The 13,905-nt window shown below is 46.5% G+C and carries 18 protein-coding genes, 1 tRNA gene and 1 riboswitch; of the genes, 15 read left to right on the forward strand and 4 right to left on the reverse strand.

The features are described 5' to 3' along the window. Positions 1-3: 3 nt before the first annotated feature. Together ACFVP7_RS06475 and ACFVP7_RS06480 are read right to left on the reverse strand one after the other, a co-directional pair. Positions 4-519 (reverse strand): YjcG family protein, encoded by a 516-nt coding sequence (locus ACFVP7_RS06475; protein ID WP_003232861.1) that lies wholly within the window; start codon positions 517-519, stop codon positions 4-6. 36 nt (positions 520-555) lie between these two features. Further along, positions 556-1,278: an esterase family protein gene (locus ACFVP7_RS06480; RefSeq protein WP_106073823.1), complete on the reverse strand. Its 723-nt coding sequence runs from the start codon at positions 1,276-1,278 to the stop codon at positions 556-558. Between the two features lie 166 nt (positions 1,279-1,444). Further along, positions 1,445-1,565: riboswitch (SAM riboswitch) on the forward strand. Between the two features lie 67 nt (positions 1,566-1,632). On the opposite strand from ACFVP7_RS06480, the gene metI reads away from it, so the two are divergent. Then, positions 1,633-2,754, forward strand: coding sequence for a cystathionine gamma-synthase/O-acetylhomoserine thiolyase (metI, locus tag ACFVP7_RS06485; RefSeq protein WP_129134460.1), 1,122 nt, complete (start codon positions 1,633-1,635; stop codon positions 2,752-2,754). Beyond that, positions 2,747-3,919, forward strand: coding sequence for a cystathionine beta-lyase (gene metC, locus ACFVP7_RS06490; RefSeq protein ID WP_338733257.1), 1,173 nt, complete (start codon positions 2,747-2,749; stop codon positions 3,917-3,919). Before metI ends, metC begins: the two co-directional genes overlap by 8 nt. 32 nt (positions 3,920-3,951) lie before the next feature. Here the strand turns inward: metC and ACFVP7_RS06495 are convergent, their stop codons facing one another. Together ACFVP7_RS06495 and ACFVP7_RS06500 are read right to left on the reverse strand one after the other, a co-directional pair. After that, a complete protein-coding gene (locus ACFVP7_RS06495) occupies positions 3,952-4,497 on the reverse strand; it encodes a GNAT family protein (RefSeq protein WP_338733259.1) in 546 nt (181 codons plus the stop codon). 69 nt (positions 4,498-4,566) lie between these two features. Continuing rightward, positions 4,567-5,757 carry a DUF819 domain-containing protein gene (locus tag ACFVP7_RS06500; RefSeq protein WP_338733262.1) on the reverse strand — a complete coding sequence of 397 codons (1,191 nt, stop codon included), beginning with the start codon at positions 5,755-5,757 and terminating at the stop codon, positions 4,567-4,569. A 172-nt stretch (positions 5,758-5,929) separates the two neighbouring features. Here ACFVP7_RS06500 and ACFVP7_RS06505 point away from each other — a divergent pair. From ACFVP7_RS06505 to ACFVP7_RS06565, 13 genes are all read left to right on the forward strand, one after another. Further along, positions 5,930-6,002, forward strand: a tRNA-Val gene (locus ACFVP7_RS06505). Positions 6,003-6,160: 158 nt separating this feature from the next. Then, positions 6,161-7,207: a tyrosine-type recombinase/integrase gene (locus ACFVP7_RS06510; RefSeq protein WP_396583053.1), complete on the forward strand. Its 1,047-nt coding sequence runs from the start codon at positions 6,161-6,163 to the stop codon at positions 7,205-7,207. A 242-nt stretch (positions 7,208-7,449) separates the two neighbouring features. After that, positions 7,450-7,890, forward strand: coding sequence for a group I intron-associated PD-(D/E)XK endonuclease (locus ACFVP7_RS06515; protein ID WP_396583054.1), 441 nt, complete (start codon positions 7,450-7,452; stop codon positions 7,888-7,890). Next, complete coding sequence (locus ACFVP7_RS06520; protein WP_100274970.1) at positions 7,887-8,306, forward strand: helix-turn-helix domain-containing protein; 420 nt, start codon at positions 7,887-7,889, stop codon at positions 8,304-8,306. The genes ACFVP7_RS06515 and ACFVP7_RS06520 overlap by 4 nt, the downstream gene beginning before the upstream one ends. A 387-nt stretch (positions 8,307-8,693) precedes the next feature. After that, positions 8,694-9,017 (forward strand): hypothetical protein, encoded by a 324-nt coding sequence (locus ACFVP7_RS06525; protein WP_396583055.1) that lies wholly within the window; start codon positions 8,694-8,696, stop codon positions 9,015-9,017. A 44-nt stretch (positions 9,018-9,061) separates the two neighbouring features. Then, positions 9,062-9,694: a hypothetical protein gene (locus tag ACFVP7_RS06530; RefSeq protein ID WP_396583056.1), complete on the forward strand. Its 633-nt coding sequence runs from the start codon at positions 9,062-9,064 to the stop codon at positions 9,692-9,694. Beyond that, on the forward strand, positions 9,660-9,971 hold the full coding sequence (locus tag ACFVP7_RS06535) for a hypothetical protein (protein ID WP_396583057.1): 312 nt from the start codon (positions 9,660-9,662) through the stop codon (positions 9,969-9,971). The genes ACFVP7_RS06530 and ACFVP7_RS06535 overlap by 35 nt, the downstream gene beginning before the upstream one ends. Further along, positions 9,958-10,308, forward strand: a complete 351-nt coding sequence (locus ACFVP7_RS06540; RefSeq protein ID WP_172861209.1) for a hypothetical protein — start codon at positions 9,958-9,960, stop codon at positions 10,306-10,308. Before ACFVP7_RS06535 ends, ACFVP7_RS06540 begins: the two co-directional genes overlap by 14 nt. Before the next feature lie 24 nt (positions 10,309-10,332). Continuing rightward, positions 10,333-11,133 carry an ATP-binding protein gene (locus ACFVP7_RS06545; RefSeq protein ID WP_396583058.1) on the forward strand — a complete coding sequence of 267 codons (801 nt, stop codon included), beginning with the start codon at positions 10,333-10,335 and terminating at the stop codon, positions 11,131-11,133. Next, entirely contained in the window at positions 11,130-11,438 is a 309-nt protein-coding gene (locus ACFVP7_RS06550; RefSeq protein WP_396583059.1) for a hypothetical protein, read from the forward strand. The genes ACFVP7_RS06545 and ACFVP7_RS06550 overlap by 4 nt, the downstream gene beginning before the upstream one ends. Beyond that, positions 11,435-11,947 carry a hypothetical protein gene (locus ACFVP7_RS06555; protein ID WP_396583060.1) on the forward strand — a complete coding sequence of 171 codons (513 nt, stop codon included), beginning with the start codon at positions 11,435-11,437 and terminating at the stop codon, positions 11,945-11,947. The genes ACFVP7_RS06550 and ACFVP7_RS06555 overlap by 4 nt, the downstream gene beginning before the upstream one ends. Continuing rightward, positions 11,947-12,303: a hypothetical protein gene (locus tag ACFVP7_RS06560; protein ID WP_396583061.1), complete on the forward strand. Its 357-nt coding sequence runs from the start codon at positions 11,947-11,949 to the stop codon at positions 12,301-12,303. Before ACFVP7_RS06555 ends, ACFVP7_RS06560 begins: the two co-directional genes overlap by 1 nt. 163 nt (positions 12,304-12,466) lie before the next feature. Continuing rightward, positions 12,467-13,861, forward strand: a complete 1,395-nt coding sequence (locus ACFVP7_RS06565) for a DnaB-like helicase C-terminal domain-containing protein (RefSeq protein WP_396583062.1) — start codon at positions 12,467-12,469, stop codon at positions 13,859-13,861. The last annotated feature ends 44 nt before the right edge of the window (positions 13,862-13,905 follow it).

A 13,905-nucleotide genomic window follows, 5' to 3' on the forward strand; every position in this document is an offset into this window, starting at 1 on the left:
ACATTATTCTCCTCTGCCTAGCAAGAAGGTTTCATATACTGTCCACGATCCGTTTTCCAACTGGTAGAGCAAGTGGAAACGGTCAACGATTTCTTCATGCGACACTTCCTGCATTTTTAATTGTCCCAGCACATCTGAATGCTCATCGTCGGAAAGATTTTGGCCGACCGTCACATGCGGAACGAAATTATATTCCTGTTCTCCTGCCAACACACCGGTGTATAGCTTTTCATTGAGTGTTTTTAACTCTTCCGTCGGTTCTGCTTTGATGTAAATGACATTATTGACAGGCGCAAATGAGCTGTATTTTGTCATTTTGAGAACGAGTGGGTGGGACTCTTTTGCGATGTTTCTTAAATGTGATACGAGCTGATCCGCTTTCTCCTCCGCGCATTCAAAGGATGCTCTCAGCGTCAAATGAGGCGGGATTAGAGAGTAGCTTGGGTCATAGCGCTTTCTGTAAGAGTTTGCAAGGTCTTGGAGCTTTTTTGATGGAAATAAAACGATTCCGTATTTCATATTATGTCCCTCCTGGAAATAAAGTATGATAGAGTGTTAAAGCATTTTTTTCAGCGCCGGGGTGATGAGCGGCTGCCAGTATGTCCATTTGTGGTCTCCGTCAAATGGCTCGAAATCATAATCGGAAAGCTTTTTCTCCAGCAGCTGTTTCAGCTCCTGGTTCGGTTCTGTAAAGTCCAGAATGTTCCCGTCTGTCGTGTGGACGTCAGTTTCTTTTGTTCCGATTTGGTGATAAATAGAGAGGTGTTTGATATCGTCTGACTGTTTTACGGCTTCTAGTACGTGTTTGTCAACATAGGGAGACTGCATGATGATGTTGCCAAACATATTCGGATAATCAAGCGCTGTCATAAGTGACACGGTTGCTCCGAGCGAATCACCGATCAGCGTTCGGCCGTAACCGATCTGATAGGTTGGATACTCATCATCTGCAAAAGGAACGAGCTCATGGGCGATGAACCGTTTATAAGCCGAAAATTTTGAACCCTCCGGATGATAGGTGTTTCTGCGCTCTTTTACATCCTTATAAGGAACACCGATAATAATGCTCCGGTCTATTTCGCGTTTCGACAGCAATTCCTCAACCTGTCTGCCGATTCTCCCCAGCCTGAAATAATCGTGGCCGTCCTGCGCGATAATGACATGGTATTTATAAAGCGGGGAGTAGTTGGACGGCAGATAAACAAGCAAGGTCATTTCCTCGTTAAGCTCTTTTGAAAAGAATTTCTTTTCTTGCACTGTGCCGTTTTTCGGTGCCATAAAAACATTCCTCCAGGACATCACTATACTTTCTTGCATTTTCAATTATTGTACCATGAATTATTAGAAATTTCTCTCTTTAACGGTTCGGAACACGAAGAAAAAAGTGTTGAAATAAACTGTGAATTGCGCTAATATAAAACAATCAGAAAATTGAAATCGATATTTCTTATCGTGAGAGGTGGAGGGACTGGCCCTTAGAAACCTCAGCAACCGGCTTGTTTTGCATGTGCAAAGCGCCAAGGTGCTAAATCCAGCAAGCGTTTTTTATGCTTGGAAGATAAGAAGAAGCGTTAAACCCCTTCTTCTTATGAAGAAGGGGTTTTTATTTTGAAAAGGGAAGGTGTCAGCTATATGTCACAGCACGTTGAAACGAAATTAGCCCAAATTGGGAACCGAAGCGATGAAGTCACGGGAACAGTGAGTGCTCCTATTTATTTATCAACAGCATACCGCCACAGAGGGATCGGAGAATCAACTGGATTTGATTATGTCCGCACAAAAAATCCGACACGCCAGCTTGTTGAGGACGCCATCGCTAACTTAGAAAACGGCGCAAGAGGGCTTGCCTTTAGTTCAGGAATGGCTGCTATCCAAACGATTATGGCGCTGTTTAAAAGCGGAGATGAACTGATCGTTTCATCGGACCTATATGGCGGCACGTACCGTTTATTTGAAAATGAATGGAAAAAATACGGATTGACTTTTCATTATGATGATTTCAGCGATGAGGACTGTTTACGCTCTAAGATTACGCCGAATACAAAAGCGGTGTTTGTGGAAACGCCGACAAACCCCCTCATGCAGGAGGCGGACATTGAACATATTGCCCGGATTACAAAGGAGCACGGTCTTCTGCTGATCGTAGATAATACATTTTATACACCGGTCTTGCAGCGGCCGCTTGAGCTGGGAGCTGACATTGTCATTCACAGCGCAACCAAGTATTTAGGCGGGCATAACGATCTGCTTGCTGGACTTGTCGTGGTGAAGGATGAGCAGCTTGGAGAGGAAATGTTTCAGCATCAAAATGCGATCGGCGCCGTCCTGCCGCCATTTGATTCGTGGCTTCTGATGAGAGGAATGAAGACGCTGAGCCTCAGAATGCGCCAGCATCAGGCAAACGCGCAGGAGCTTGCGGCGTTTTTAGAAGAGCAGGTAGAAATTTCGGATGTGCTGTATCCCGGAAAAGGCGGCATGCTGTCCTTCCGTCTGCAAAAAGAAGAATGGGTCAATCCGTTTTTAAAAGCACTGAAGACCATTTGTTTTGCAGAAAGCCTCGGCGGGGTGGAAAGCTTTATTACATACCCTGCGACCCAGACGCACATGGATATTCCTGAAGAGATCCGCATCGCAAACGGGGTGTGCAATCGGTTGCTGCGCTTTTCTGTCGGAATTGAACATGCGGAAGATTTAAAAGAGGATCTAAAACAGGCATTATGTCAGGTCAAAGAGGGAGCTGTTTCATTTGAGTAAACATAATTGGACGCTGGAAACCCAGCTCGTGCACAATCCATTTAAAACAGACGGCGGAACCGGGGCGGTCAGTGTACCGATTCAGCACGCCTCGACTTTTCACCAATCTTCATTTGAAGAGTTCGGGGCATATGATTACAGCCGCTCTGGCACGCCGACAAGAACAGCTCTTGAAGAAACAATTGCCGCACTGGAAGGCGGAACAAGAGGATTTGCTTTCAGTTCAGGCATGGCTGCCATCTCAACAGCATTTTTACTGCTGTCACAGGGTGATCACGTTCTTGTGACAGAAGATGTATACGGCGGAACCTTCCGTATGGTGACAGAGGTGCTGACCCGGTTTGGCATTGAGCATACGTTTGTCGACATGACGGATCGTAATGAAGTGGCGCGGAGCATCAAGACGAACACAAAGGTCATTTATATGGAGACGCCATCAAATCCGACACTTGGGATTACGGATATTAAAGCAGTTGTTCAGCTTGCAAAAGAAAACGGCTGCCTGACCTTTCTGGACAATACATTCATGACACCGGCACTGCAGCGTCCGCTTGATCTCGGCGTGGATATTGTACTTCACAGCGCGACAAAATTCTTAAGCGGACACAGCGATGTGCTTTCAGGTTTAGCTGCTGTCAAAGATGAAGAGCTTGGGAAGCAGCTGTATAAGCTGCAAAACGCGTTCGGCGCCGTCCTTGGCGTGCAAGATTGCTGGCTCGTGCTGCGCGGCTTAAAAACGTTGCAGGTCCGTTTAGAAAAAGCGAGCCAAACAGCGCAGCGGCTTGCGGAATTTTTCCAGAAGCACCCGGCGGTCAAGCGCGTGTATTATCCGGGACTGGCTGATCATCCCGGCGCTGAAACCCATAAAAGCCAGTCAACGGGAGCGGGCGCCGTACTATCTTTTGAGCTTGAAAGCAAAGAGGCCGTTAAGAAGTTAGTCGAGAATGTGTCACTGCCGGTCTTCGCTGTCAGCCTTGGCGCCGTGGAATCGATTTTGTCCTATCCGGCAACGATGTCTCACGCGGCAATGTCTAAGGAAGAGCGTGAAAAACGCGGTATCACTGATGGCCTGCTCCGTCTGAGTGTGGGCGTCGAACATGCAGACGATTTAGAACACGATTTCGAACAAGCGCTGAAAGAAATTGCTCCAGTTGCGGTTCGTTAACAAAGAAGCCGGGGATGGCCCGGCTTCTTTTATTATTGTTCGTCATCAGGATTCAGAATCGCGAGGACTTGATGATCCTCCCAAACACCGTTAATTTTTACATTTTTTCGGGCGATGCCTTCTTTATGAAATCCCGCTTTTTCTAAAACACGCATGGACCCGAGATTACGGGGCATCACACCGGCTTCAATCCGATGCAGTTTCAATTCGTGGAACGCATAATCAACAACCAATCTGACTGCCTCTGTCATAATGCCCTTTCCATTATGGGCTTTGTCTAAAAAATACCCAATGAACGCAGTTTGCAGCGCTCCACGGATGATTTGAAAGAGCGAAACCGTCCCGATTAATCTATCGTCTGACGCTGTAAAGACGCCAAAATGATATTCTTCATCTTTCTCAAGTCTTTCCTGATACTCGGTTATCCGTTTTCTTTGCCCCTCAACCGTATAGTAATCGTCTGCGCGTATCATAGAAAATTGTTCGAAAAAATCCCGATTTTCGCTTTGCAGCCGCAAATTTTCTTCGGCATCCGTTACTTCTAAAGGTCTAACATAAATGGTTTTTCCTTTTAACATACAGTGATCTCTCCGTTCTCATGTCAGCATTCCTCTTACATTATTCTCAGGGAAATGCGAATATCCTTTTTATAAGAAGGAAGAAAACCAATTTCCCATAAAAGTGCCAACATAGTTGCCGATTAAGTAGCCGAGCGTACCGACAAGCATGATCGGGGCGACAAGCTCCCGCCATCCCTTGGCAATTGCCATCGCAGCCGCAGTCGTCGGTCCCCCGACAGTAGCGTTGACGGCGAGCAGAATTTCTTCAAGCCGCACGCGGAACAATTTTCCGGCAGCTAAGGAAACTGCTAAATTGCTGATCGCAATGATAAACACGAATAATAGAATAAGAGGCGCATTCGTGACGATTAAGCGGAGATCTGCAGGAATGCCGATCACCACAAAAAACAAATAAATCAAAAAGGTTCCAAGTTCCTGAGATCCATTGAGCCTTTCAAAAAAACGCGGGAAAAGAAAAATGATAAGAACAGTTAAAGACGTAAGCACCAGGTACTGATCGCCAAGCGTACCGGTCAGCAGGGGATGAGAAAAAATGCTTTTAAAATAACCGGAAACCTTCATACTAACCGCAACAAGTGCGAAAGCGGCACCGGCATTAAAAGCGATATCCTTTAAGGAAATATCCTTCCGTTTCCAATAGCTTTCAGCACTGTTTCCGCTGTTTTCATCGGCTTTTACCTTCTCTTCAAACGGCATGGCATAATGCCGCTGAAACCATTTGAGTGCAGGAATGCTGATTAAAATAAAAAACAAAAGCGCCATCATAAAATTATCAGCCACAACGGTAGCCGACACATATTCACCAGGCGTCTCAAATTTTGCCGCCATCGCCGCAAAGTTGACCCCGCCGCCGATATAAGAGGCGCTGATCATCCCGCCGATTTTATCGAGATAGGGAATATGCTGTTTAAGTAGAAAAAAAGCAAGAATGCTCCCAAGCACAGTGCCAGGGGAGCTAATCAGAAAAATAAACAGCAAACGCCTGCTTTCCTTAAAAATTTGCCGAACATTGATCTGAAACAATAAAAGTGGTATCGCCAGCGGCACCACATAAGACCACACAGTATCATACACAGGCGACTCAACAGGAAGCACTCCTACATTTGTAAACACCATAGCACCTGCCAGCGCGATAATAGCACCCGACACAGCAGACGCCCACTTAAAGCGCTGCTCCAGCCCGATGCTCACTGCCGCCCACACCGCAATAAACCCCCATAATACCCATACATCATCAGAAGAAATCAAAGAATGCAAAACCCCATCACCTCTATTGTTAGAAAATTAAGACATATTATAATAGCCGGGGAACGGAACAGCAAGTCCAAAAAAAGTTTTTCTAAAAAAGCAGTTGACGAATATAAGGGAAGGTTATATAATAGAACTTGTCAGAAAGACAACAACATACCCAGCAACACATACATATCATGATTCCGTAGCTCAGCTGGGAGAGCGCTACCTTGACAGGGTAGAGGTCGCTGGTTCGAGCCCAGTCGGAATCATACACGGCGGTTAGAGGCGTTATATCAACGTTTCTAGCCGTTTTTTATTGCGTTGACTTAGTCGATGACTTAGGCGTATTAAGGCGCAGGGTAGCGGTCCTACCAGCGACAAGGTAGCGGTTTTTATTTCGGTGACTTAACCGAATGGAGGCGGTACTATGTCCGCAAATAGAACAGGAAAACGCGTTAAAAAGGAACGTACGTTACGAAAGACAACGAGTAATCTCGATGTGCTTTTCGTCCAGTTTCGCGCAATCAAGAAATCGGAGGGACGGGCGGAGTCTACCATCGGCCAATACGAAGACAACTACGGCTTCTTTCTCGAGTTTCTAGACCGCAAAGGAATCGCGCGATCTATTCACGAAATGAACCGGGATGTGATTCGGAAGTATATCGTCTATATGCAAGACGAATGGGTTAAATTCGAGGATCATTACTTTAAGAAGGACGAGCATATGACGAAAGGACTTGCGCCTGGTACGATCAATACGCGACTGAAAACATTGCGCGTTTTCTTTAAGACGCTATATGACGAAGGCCTTATCGAGCATAATCCGATGCTGGGTATTAAAAACGTCAGGGAGCCCGAAGAGGAAATCGTTATTTTAGACGAGGACGAGCTTCGTATGTTATTTGCTGCGCCGAATCAACGCGAGTATGCCGATTTTAGGGACTACGTGTTAATGAACGTTTTATTAGACGGTATGATGCGTATTTCGGAAGCGCTCGGACTTAAGCAAGAAAACTTCGACTTTGCAGCGCGCACTCTCTATATTCCGGCTACTATTGCGAAAAACAGACGAGCTCGTACGGTTCCTATCGAATTTGGCACGGCGAAAATGCTAAACGAATTAATAGTAGAAAACCGCGCAGATTTCGAGAGTGATTATATTTTTCTTGCAAACTATGGCGAACGTTTAACGCGCGATCATTTCCGTAAACGGCTCGTTGAATATGCGAAAGAGGTCGGTATAAAGAAGCGGGTGCATCCGCATTTATTCCGACATACGGCGGCCACTATGTATTTGGAAAGCGGCGGAGATATGCGCCATTTACAAATGTTATTGGGGCATAGTGATTTACGGATGGTGCAAAGGTATACGCACCTATCCGGAAGTTCACTTACGGCCCAACACGAAAAATATTCCGCAATAAATAAGGTGCGTGGAAAACTAAATAAGCAGCGTAAAATAAAACGAAGATGACTCGGCTTAACGGCCGGGTTATTTTTTTGTCCATTTTTCGAAGTGCCTACGCATCTATTAGTGACAGAATAAATTTCGGTGAAAAGATGTGCCAATCCGAAAGTCAGTACGCAGTTATAAATGACGGAAGAAAAAGTTTAAACCGGATGTCGCAAAATTGAAGATAGCCTACCCATTATATAAGTGTAAGACAAACGGAGAACTAGTCGGGGAGATACCGACACACAAAAGGAGGAAAACGTATGTTGCCGCAAATGAGAATTAACGGAGCAGCAGCCGAACTTTTCGTAAAAGGCGACCTGTTGCTGAAGAATTACGTACCTTTCGAGCCGGAGATAGATAATACAGAATGTGATATCGCGGTTATTCAAAACGGAAAACTTGTACGCATTCAAGTAAAGAGTGCTCGTTCGGAGGATCTCGAAAAAGTTAAATTCGATCTAACACGTTCAAGCGCGTCCAGTCGCTTCTATACGAAAGACGATTTCGATGTATTAGCGTTATACGATTTCGCAACCAATAAGATCGCGTATATCGATTGGCGAAGCATAACGCACAAACGAAGTATTACGTTGAGGTATACGGACACTCACTGCAAGAATGGATTCGTTGGAGAGAACGGACGTTTATTCTTCGATGATTATCGAGAATTTCCGGTATTAAGTCGAGATGGTGCCGCATGACAAACGAACATCAACGGCTCGTATCCGTCGAATCTCAATCGGAATATAACATAACGTCAGGCAAGTCCGAAACGCGTATCTTCGTTAAGATGTACGTCGATGCCGTTAAGAAAGGGCTTATCGCGGACATCGGAGCGGAGCGCTGGCAGACACTTTGCGTACTGTCTTCATTCATGAACGCTAACGGCGAATGTTATCCGACGCAGGATCAAATCGCAGGCGCGCTGAACCTCAGCCGAGAATCCGCAAACAGACGCATCAAGGCGCTGTGTGACTATCGTTGGCAAGGGCGTCCGTTAGTCGTTAAGCAGCGGGCACGCGACGAAAAGACACAGCGATGGGATAACGCGCGATATACGATCATGCCGATTAGCCAGCTCGCGATATTCGATGGAGATACGGAGGAGCTTACGTAGCCATGTGACGCCTAACCACATACGGCTGATCCACATATGGCTCGACGTCACACTAACTAGAACCATCTTTTAACTAGAGCCATTAATAACTAGATAAATAATAGCGCTCAATTAAAACCTTTCGCGCAGATACTCATTAATTAAATAACTTCTATCGCGATAAAGAATATCTGCAAGAGTAAGCGAGAGCGAACGATTGCTAGGTCTTAATAATAAACGAAAGGATGTGCGATATGTTTAGCGAAAATGAACTCTTCGTTATTCTTGACGGATTAAAAAAGCTAGATCCGGAAACGCAATACTATCACGACGAGGAATATACCGGCACTCCATCCGATTTGCGCGCCAAGGTATTGCGACTAATTAACGAAAGGAGTAACGATAACCATGACGATTAACATTCCGGTATCACCCGATTACCAACTCACGTCAGACGAACGCAATATCATCGTAAAGGAGCGCTACTTCAGCGATCCGACGAAAGCGCCGAACTGGTCGAAGCGCCTTGCCGAAAATCCGGACGCCGACCCAACACCGCAGGAAAAGTGGCGAGAGGTAGCGTTTCACTCGACGGTCGAGCGCGCGCTAATGGACGTAATGAATCGGCGGCTGAGGTCTTCGGATGCGCAATCGCTGGCGGAATTAGCACGATTAATACGGGAATTTCGCGACGAATTAGCGGCGTTACTGACGGTCGAGGGTATTCGGTAGGGTAGACGATAAAACGCGAAAATACACGGAGTGGAGGCGTTAAATTGACACGTAGAACTTGGCGAAAAGGTGACCTGTTGATTTCGTACGGAAGTCCAGTGATAACTACGTTTGGTGATGACGATGAGAAAATCCAAAGTATGCGTGATGTAATTTATTTCTACTACGACATTACGATTTTACACGGTAAGAAAACGATATTCTCAGCGTGTACACACGATTTCCCGAAGGTTCAAAATCTGCCGGCTATCATCGATCATATTCTTACGTTTGATATGGAAAAAGCGTACGCGCTTGAACGAACCGTAGATGGCGGATTTATTAGGAACGTAAATTATGCACAAATTGTTCTCGAAGATGCCTTCGGAATGGATAACGAATACTATTACAAAATTGAACGATACGACTACTCGGTAAAGCAAGAAGACGAAGAATCTCCGAAAAAGTGGTCGGAGTATACGTTGACGATCGGAAGAGCGCTACTTGGGCGAGACGATGACGGCGTATTTAGAGAAGATTTCGGAGAAGCAATCGTTATTAAGTATTTGACTGCGGAAGAACTTATGGCGTTGAAAAATACGGCAGAGGCGTTTTGTGAGGCGGCTATCCGTGACTATAACGAAAGTTTAGAGGAGGGTGAGTATGTTGACGAAAAACCAGATCGAAGTAATCCGTAAGCGTGCGGAGGCTGCGACGAAAGGTCCTTGGAAAGTGTACGATGATTATTGCGATACAGTCGGCGCTTTTTCCGGTGAATCAGTCGCAAGAGTGCAGACTGAAGGAAAGCGTCTGTCCGACATGGAATTCATCGCAAACGCACGCCAAGACATTCCGGCGCTACTCGATCACATTGCGAAGTTACAAGGGAAAATCGATCTCTATGAATCTTACGCACAAGAATACGATTATTATGCGATCCTTAACGAAATGGGTGACGAAGATGACAACGTATGAATCAAAGCCGGTCGCCAAGTGGAACACACGCGATTTTATCGGATACCTTCACGCAAAGCACAAAGAAACTTACGGAATTCCATACGTAACGAACAATCGCGGCATGGAGGCGAAGAATCTGAAGCTGATGATCGACGAGCAAGGCGCCGAGGTTACGCGGAGATTTATAGATAAGTGTTTCGCGGAGAAAAAGCCGACGCTGAAATATCCGGGCTGTAACTTTGCGTTCATGTTCTCGTATATGCGCGAAAGTGTCTTGTCGCGTGTGCTTACGGAAGTCCAGGCCGAACAGCAAAGAGCCGAGCGCAATGAAGGCGTAGATAATACGTGGTTTTAATAGAACGAAAGGAGGTCCGCGAATATGACTAACGAAAATAATTGCGTACTTGCTAACGGATGTAAAGCGGCGGGCGACGGCGCCTGTACGAAACACTGTCCGTATTTCATCGCAATGCATGGCGTAAGCGGCAACGGTGGTCGGTCGGCAGCGGCAGGACTTCCGCGTGAGTACCGGCTCGTGACGCTTCAGAATTCGCCGGCGCGCGGGGCTATTTATATAAAGGAACGAAAGCCGTCCGTTATAAAAGAAAGCGTAACAACTATGGCGGAAGCTTACGTTAAATCTTTCGATCGGCAATTCGATCAAGAGACCGGAATAATATCACCAGCCGAGCGCATTAAGTCGTTGTACCTAGTAAGTGAAAAGACCGGAACTGGCAAAACAACGACAGCAGCGGCACTCCTTAACGAATGGCTGCGCGTTCACTACAGCGGATCATTGCGACGGGGCTTAACGCCGTTACAGCGTCCGGCATATTTCCTCGATGTCAACGAATGGCAGACAGAGTTTAACTTGGCGACTATGGCGAATGACGACGAAGGCATGGCGGAATTTCAACGGAAGATGAAGCTAGCGATGACGACCCCATTTGCGGTCCTAGACGATATAGGAGTACGAGACTGCACGCCTGCATTTCGCGGATATCTACACGCCGTAATTAATGCGAGAGTAACGAATCAGCTACCGACCATCTATACGAGTAACATTGCGCTTGATTCGTTGGCGGACGTTTTCAAGGAGAAGCGCCTGGCCGATCGCATTGGCGACCTGTGCCGCGAGATTGAATTCGTAGGTGAATCGAAAAGGGGGATGCGTAGATGAGTAAAGGGATAATTGGAGAATACAATGTTGAGTTTAATATATTTTGGTTTGGGGCTAATGGGTGTGAGTACATTTCGTATAAGAATTCGCGGCAGGTATTTGTTTATCCGACCCACACATATCCGGCTCCTCCTGACAGATTGATTGTTTATTCGCGCCCAATCAAAACACTTCATGACTTCGGTGAAGCGATCGAGAATGGCGAGGTATACAAATCAAGATATACTCCTACGGGAGAGACAGAATTAGGAGAAGAGGTTGATGACATTGTTTTAGATAGATTACGTTGGGAGATGTGCGAATGAAACCGAAATTCGCAATCGGAGATATTGTCGCAGTAGACGGATACAAAGATCGGATTTTCTACGTTGATTGCTGGCGCGAAGTCACACAGCACGAAGAATACGGCGCTTTTGATTACGTTGAGTACGACTTGACCGACGCTATTAACGGAGAATGGCTGGAAGCTGATATCGACGATCTGCGTTTGATCTGTCGGAAGGCAGCGTCGGAAGATTTCTTAATGACGTATGACATGACGAACTATCCGGAGCCGACGAGTACGGCGTTTCATTTTACGGAAATCAATTTCGCGAAAGAGGAGGCGGTTGGGATGGCGAAAGAACCGAAGGAAACGCCGAAGACGGCGCGGGCGGCAAGTGCGCAAGAGGTAGCGAAACGTAAACGAGAGACTGACGGGTTACTAGACGAATATAACGATTACATGCGTCTTTACTCAACGTTTGAGGATGCGGAATATAAAACGAAGGCTGACGGTGTGATGGCGAAATTGAGACGGGAGGCGGGCGAATAATGGCTGACCGGTATGTAACGTCAGAGTATAAACGTTGGAACTTAACTAATCCGGTAAATCAACGAATAATTGAGCCTGAAAATTATTTGCCCGACAAAATAGAAAACGCGGTAACTTATCACGTAGAATTTCTGGAAAGCGAATATAAAAAGGCATTCGAGCATTTTAACGTGCCTATTAACGAAGCACCAAGCCGAGCGAAAATAGTCCACAATGTAGTAGATCGTAGTGAAGAATTACACATCGATGACATACCGGTCTTTGTAGTGTACGAACCAAAAGTGACCAGCGATAATTTATTCGAACACAGTGTTGTTTTTGAATACAAACGGTTGTATGAGGAGGTAGGTGAATGATTGACGTGAATAAGTGGAAAAACCTCGGGTTATATTTGCGCGAAACTGAGGTCGTCGAATGCCCTTACTGCGGATGTAAAGAGAGGTTTCCGAGAAGCGAAGTTCCAAAATACGTTTACTGCGAAGGATGCTATCGAAAATACGCAAGCGAGGGTGATCTCTTATGAACTACGGGACTTTACTAATATCGAAAGCCATCGAAGCGAACGATCCGAACGCTCTATTACGCTTCAACATCGCTGAAAACGACTTACCAACGCAAGGCGAACGCAAAGCCTTCCGGTATGTCATGCAATACGCGGAGCAACACCGAGGCCAAGCGCCAACTGCCGAAATGGTTACGAATGAAGTGCCGGACTTCCAGCCGGACTTTAATATCGAAGCCAGTTGGGAGTACCTCGCGAAGAATCTTAAAGACCGGGCGGCTGAGCGCCAATTTATCGAGCTTGTTAGCGGGCGGATCGATCCGGAAACTGGCCGCCAAGTGCAGGAACCGCAACTAGAAAAACGATTTATTGAAGCGCAAAAAAGCGGCGATATGGGAAGTTTCTTCGAGTGGTTGACGGAGCAGGCCGAAAGTCTTAAAATGAGAACAAACGTTCGAAATTCGGTAGGGACGGACATCAAGCGCGACATCGATAAATTCAAAGACGAATACGAAAACCGCAAGGCTGGCGAGTCTTTCCGGATCTGGCGCAGCAAGTTCGACTTTATTAATCGGGCTATGGGCGGATATGTTTCGTCTAACGTCTACGTTATTTACGGAAAGTCGGGGCGCGGTAAGTCGGCCATTGCGTTAGAGGAAGTCGTTAACTGTGCGATGCAGGGCGCGAACGTTCTTATTTGGTCGATGGAGATGGGGTGGTACGAGGTCCTAGTGCGCCTATACGTTTCGATATCCGGAAGCCTGGGCGTTACCACTGCGACTCTTAACGGCGTCAATATGGAAGCCGGATTTAATTCGCGAGACGTCCGCCAAGGTAACCTAAACGAAGAATTCGAAGCGGGCTTTATGGAATTCCTAGGACGGCTTAACGATATACTGCCGGGCAACATTACGGTACGCGGCGTGGATGACGAAGACTTTGGTTCTCGTACATTGCGCGATCTGAAATCGGACATTATCGAAACGAAAGCCGACGTGGTGCTCGTAGATCCATTTTATTACCTGGATTACGAAGCCAATACGTCTAAGACGGCGGGCGGAGATGCGGCCAATACTTCGCAAAAGCTACGCCGTTTAGCGGGTCATACTAAGGCGACTATATTTGCGCTTACCCAGGCGGACGAGGAAGACGAGAAGGCGGGCGAAGATGGAGAGCGAGAGCTTAAATTGCCGCAACGTAAAGACGTTAAGAAAACGAAAGCGTTGCTCGAAGATGCTGCGCTATTGATCGCAGTTGATACGAACGCAAAGGAAGGGCGCGGCATGATCGGTCTAAATAAAGGGCGCGACGGCGGCGAAGGAGAGTCCGCGGAGATTATCTATCTACCGCAAATAGGCGTTGTGAAACAGCCAGAAGCCGGAGAAGCAGCGGCAGCACAGTTCGATTTCTAGACTGGAAAGAATTTCATATAAAATTCTGAATAGTTTCGACAAAA

This window comes from Bacillus sp. SG20033 (assembly GCF_044570195.1).
Classification (GTDB): domain Bacteria; phylum Bacillota; class Bacilli; order Bacillales; family Bacillaceae; genus Bacillus; species Bacillus subtilis.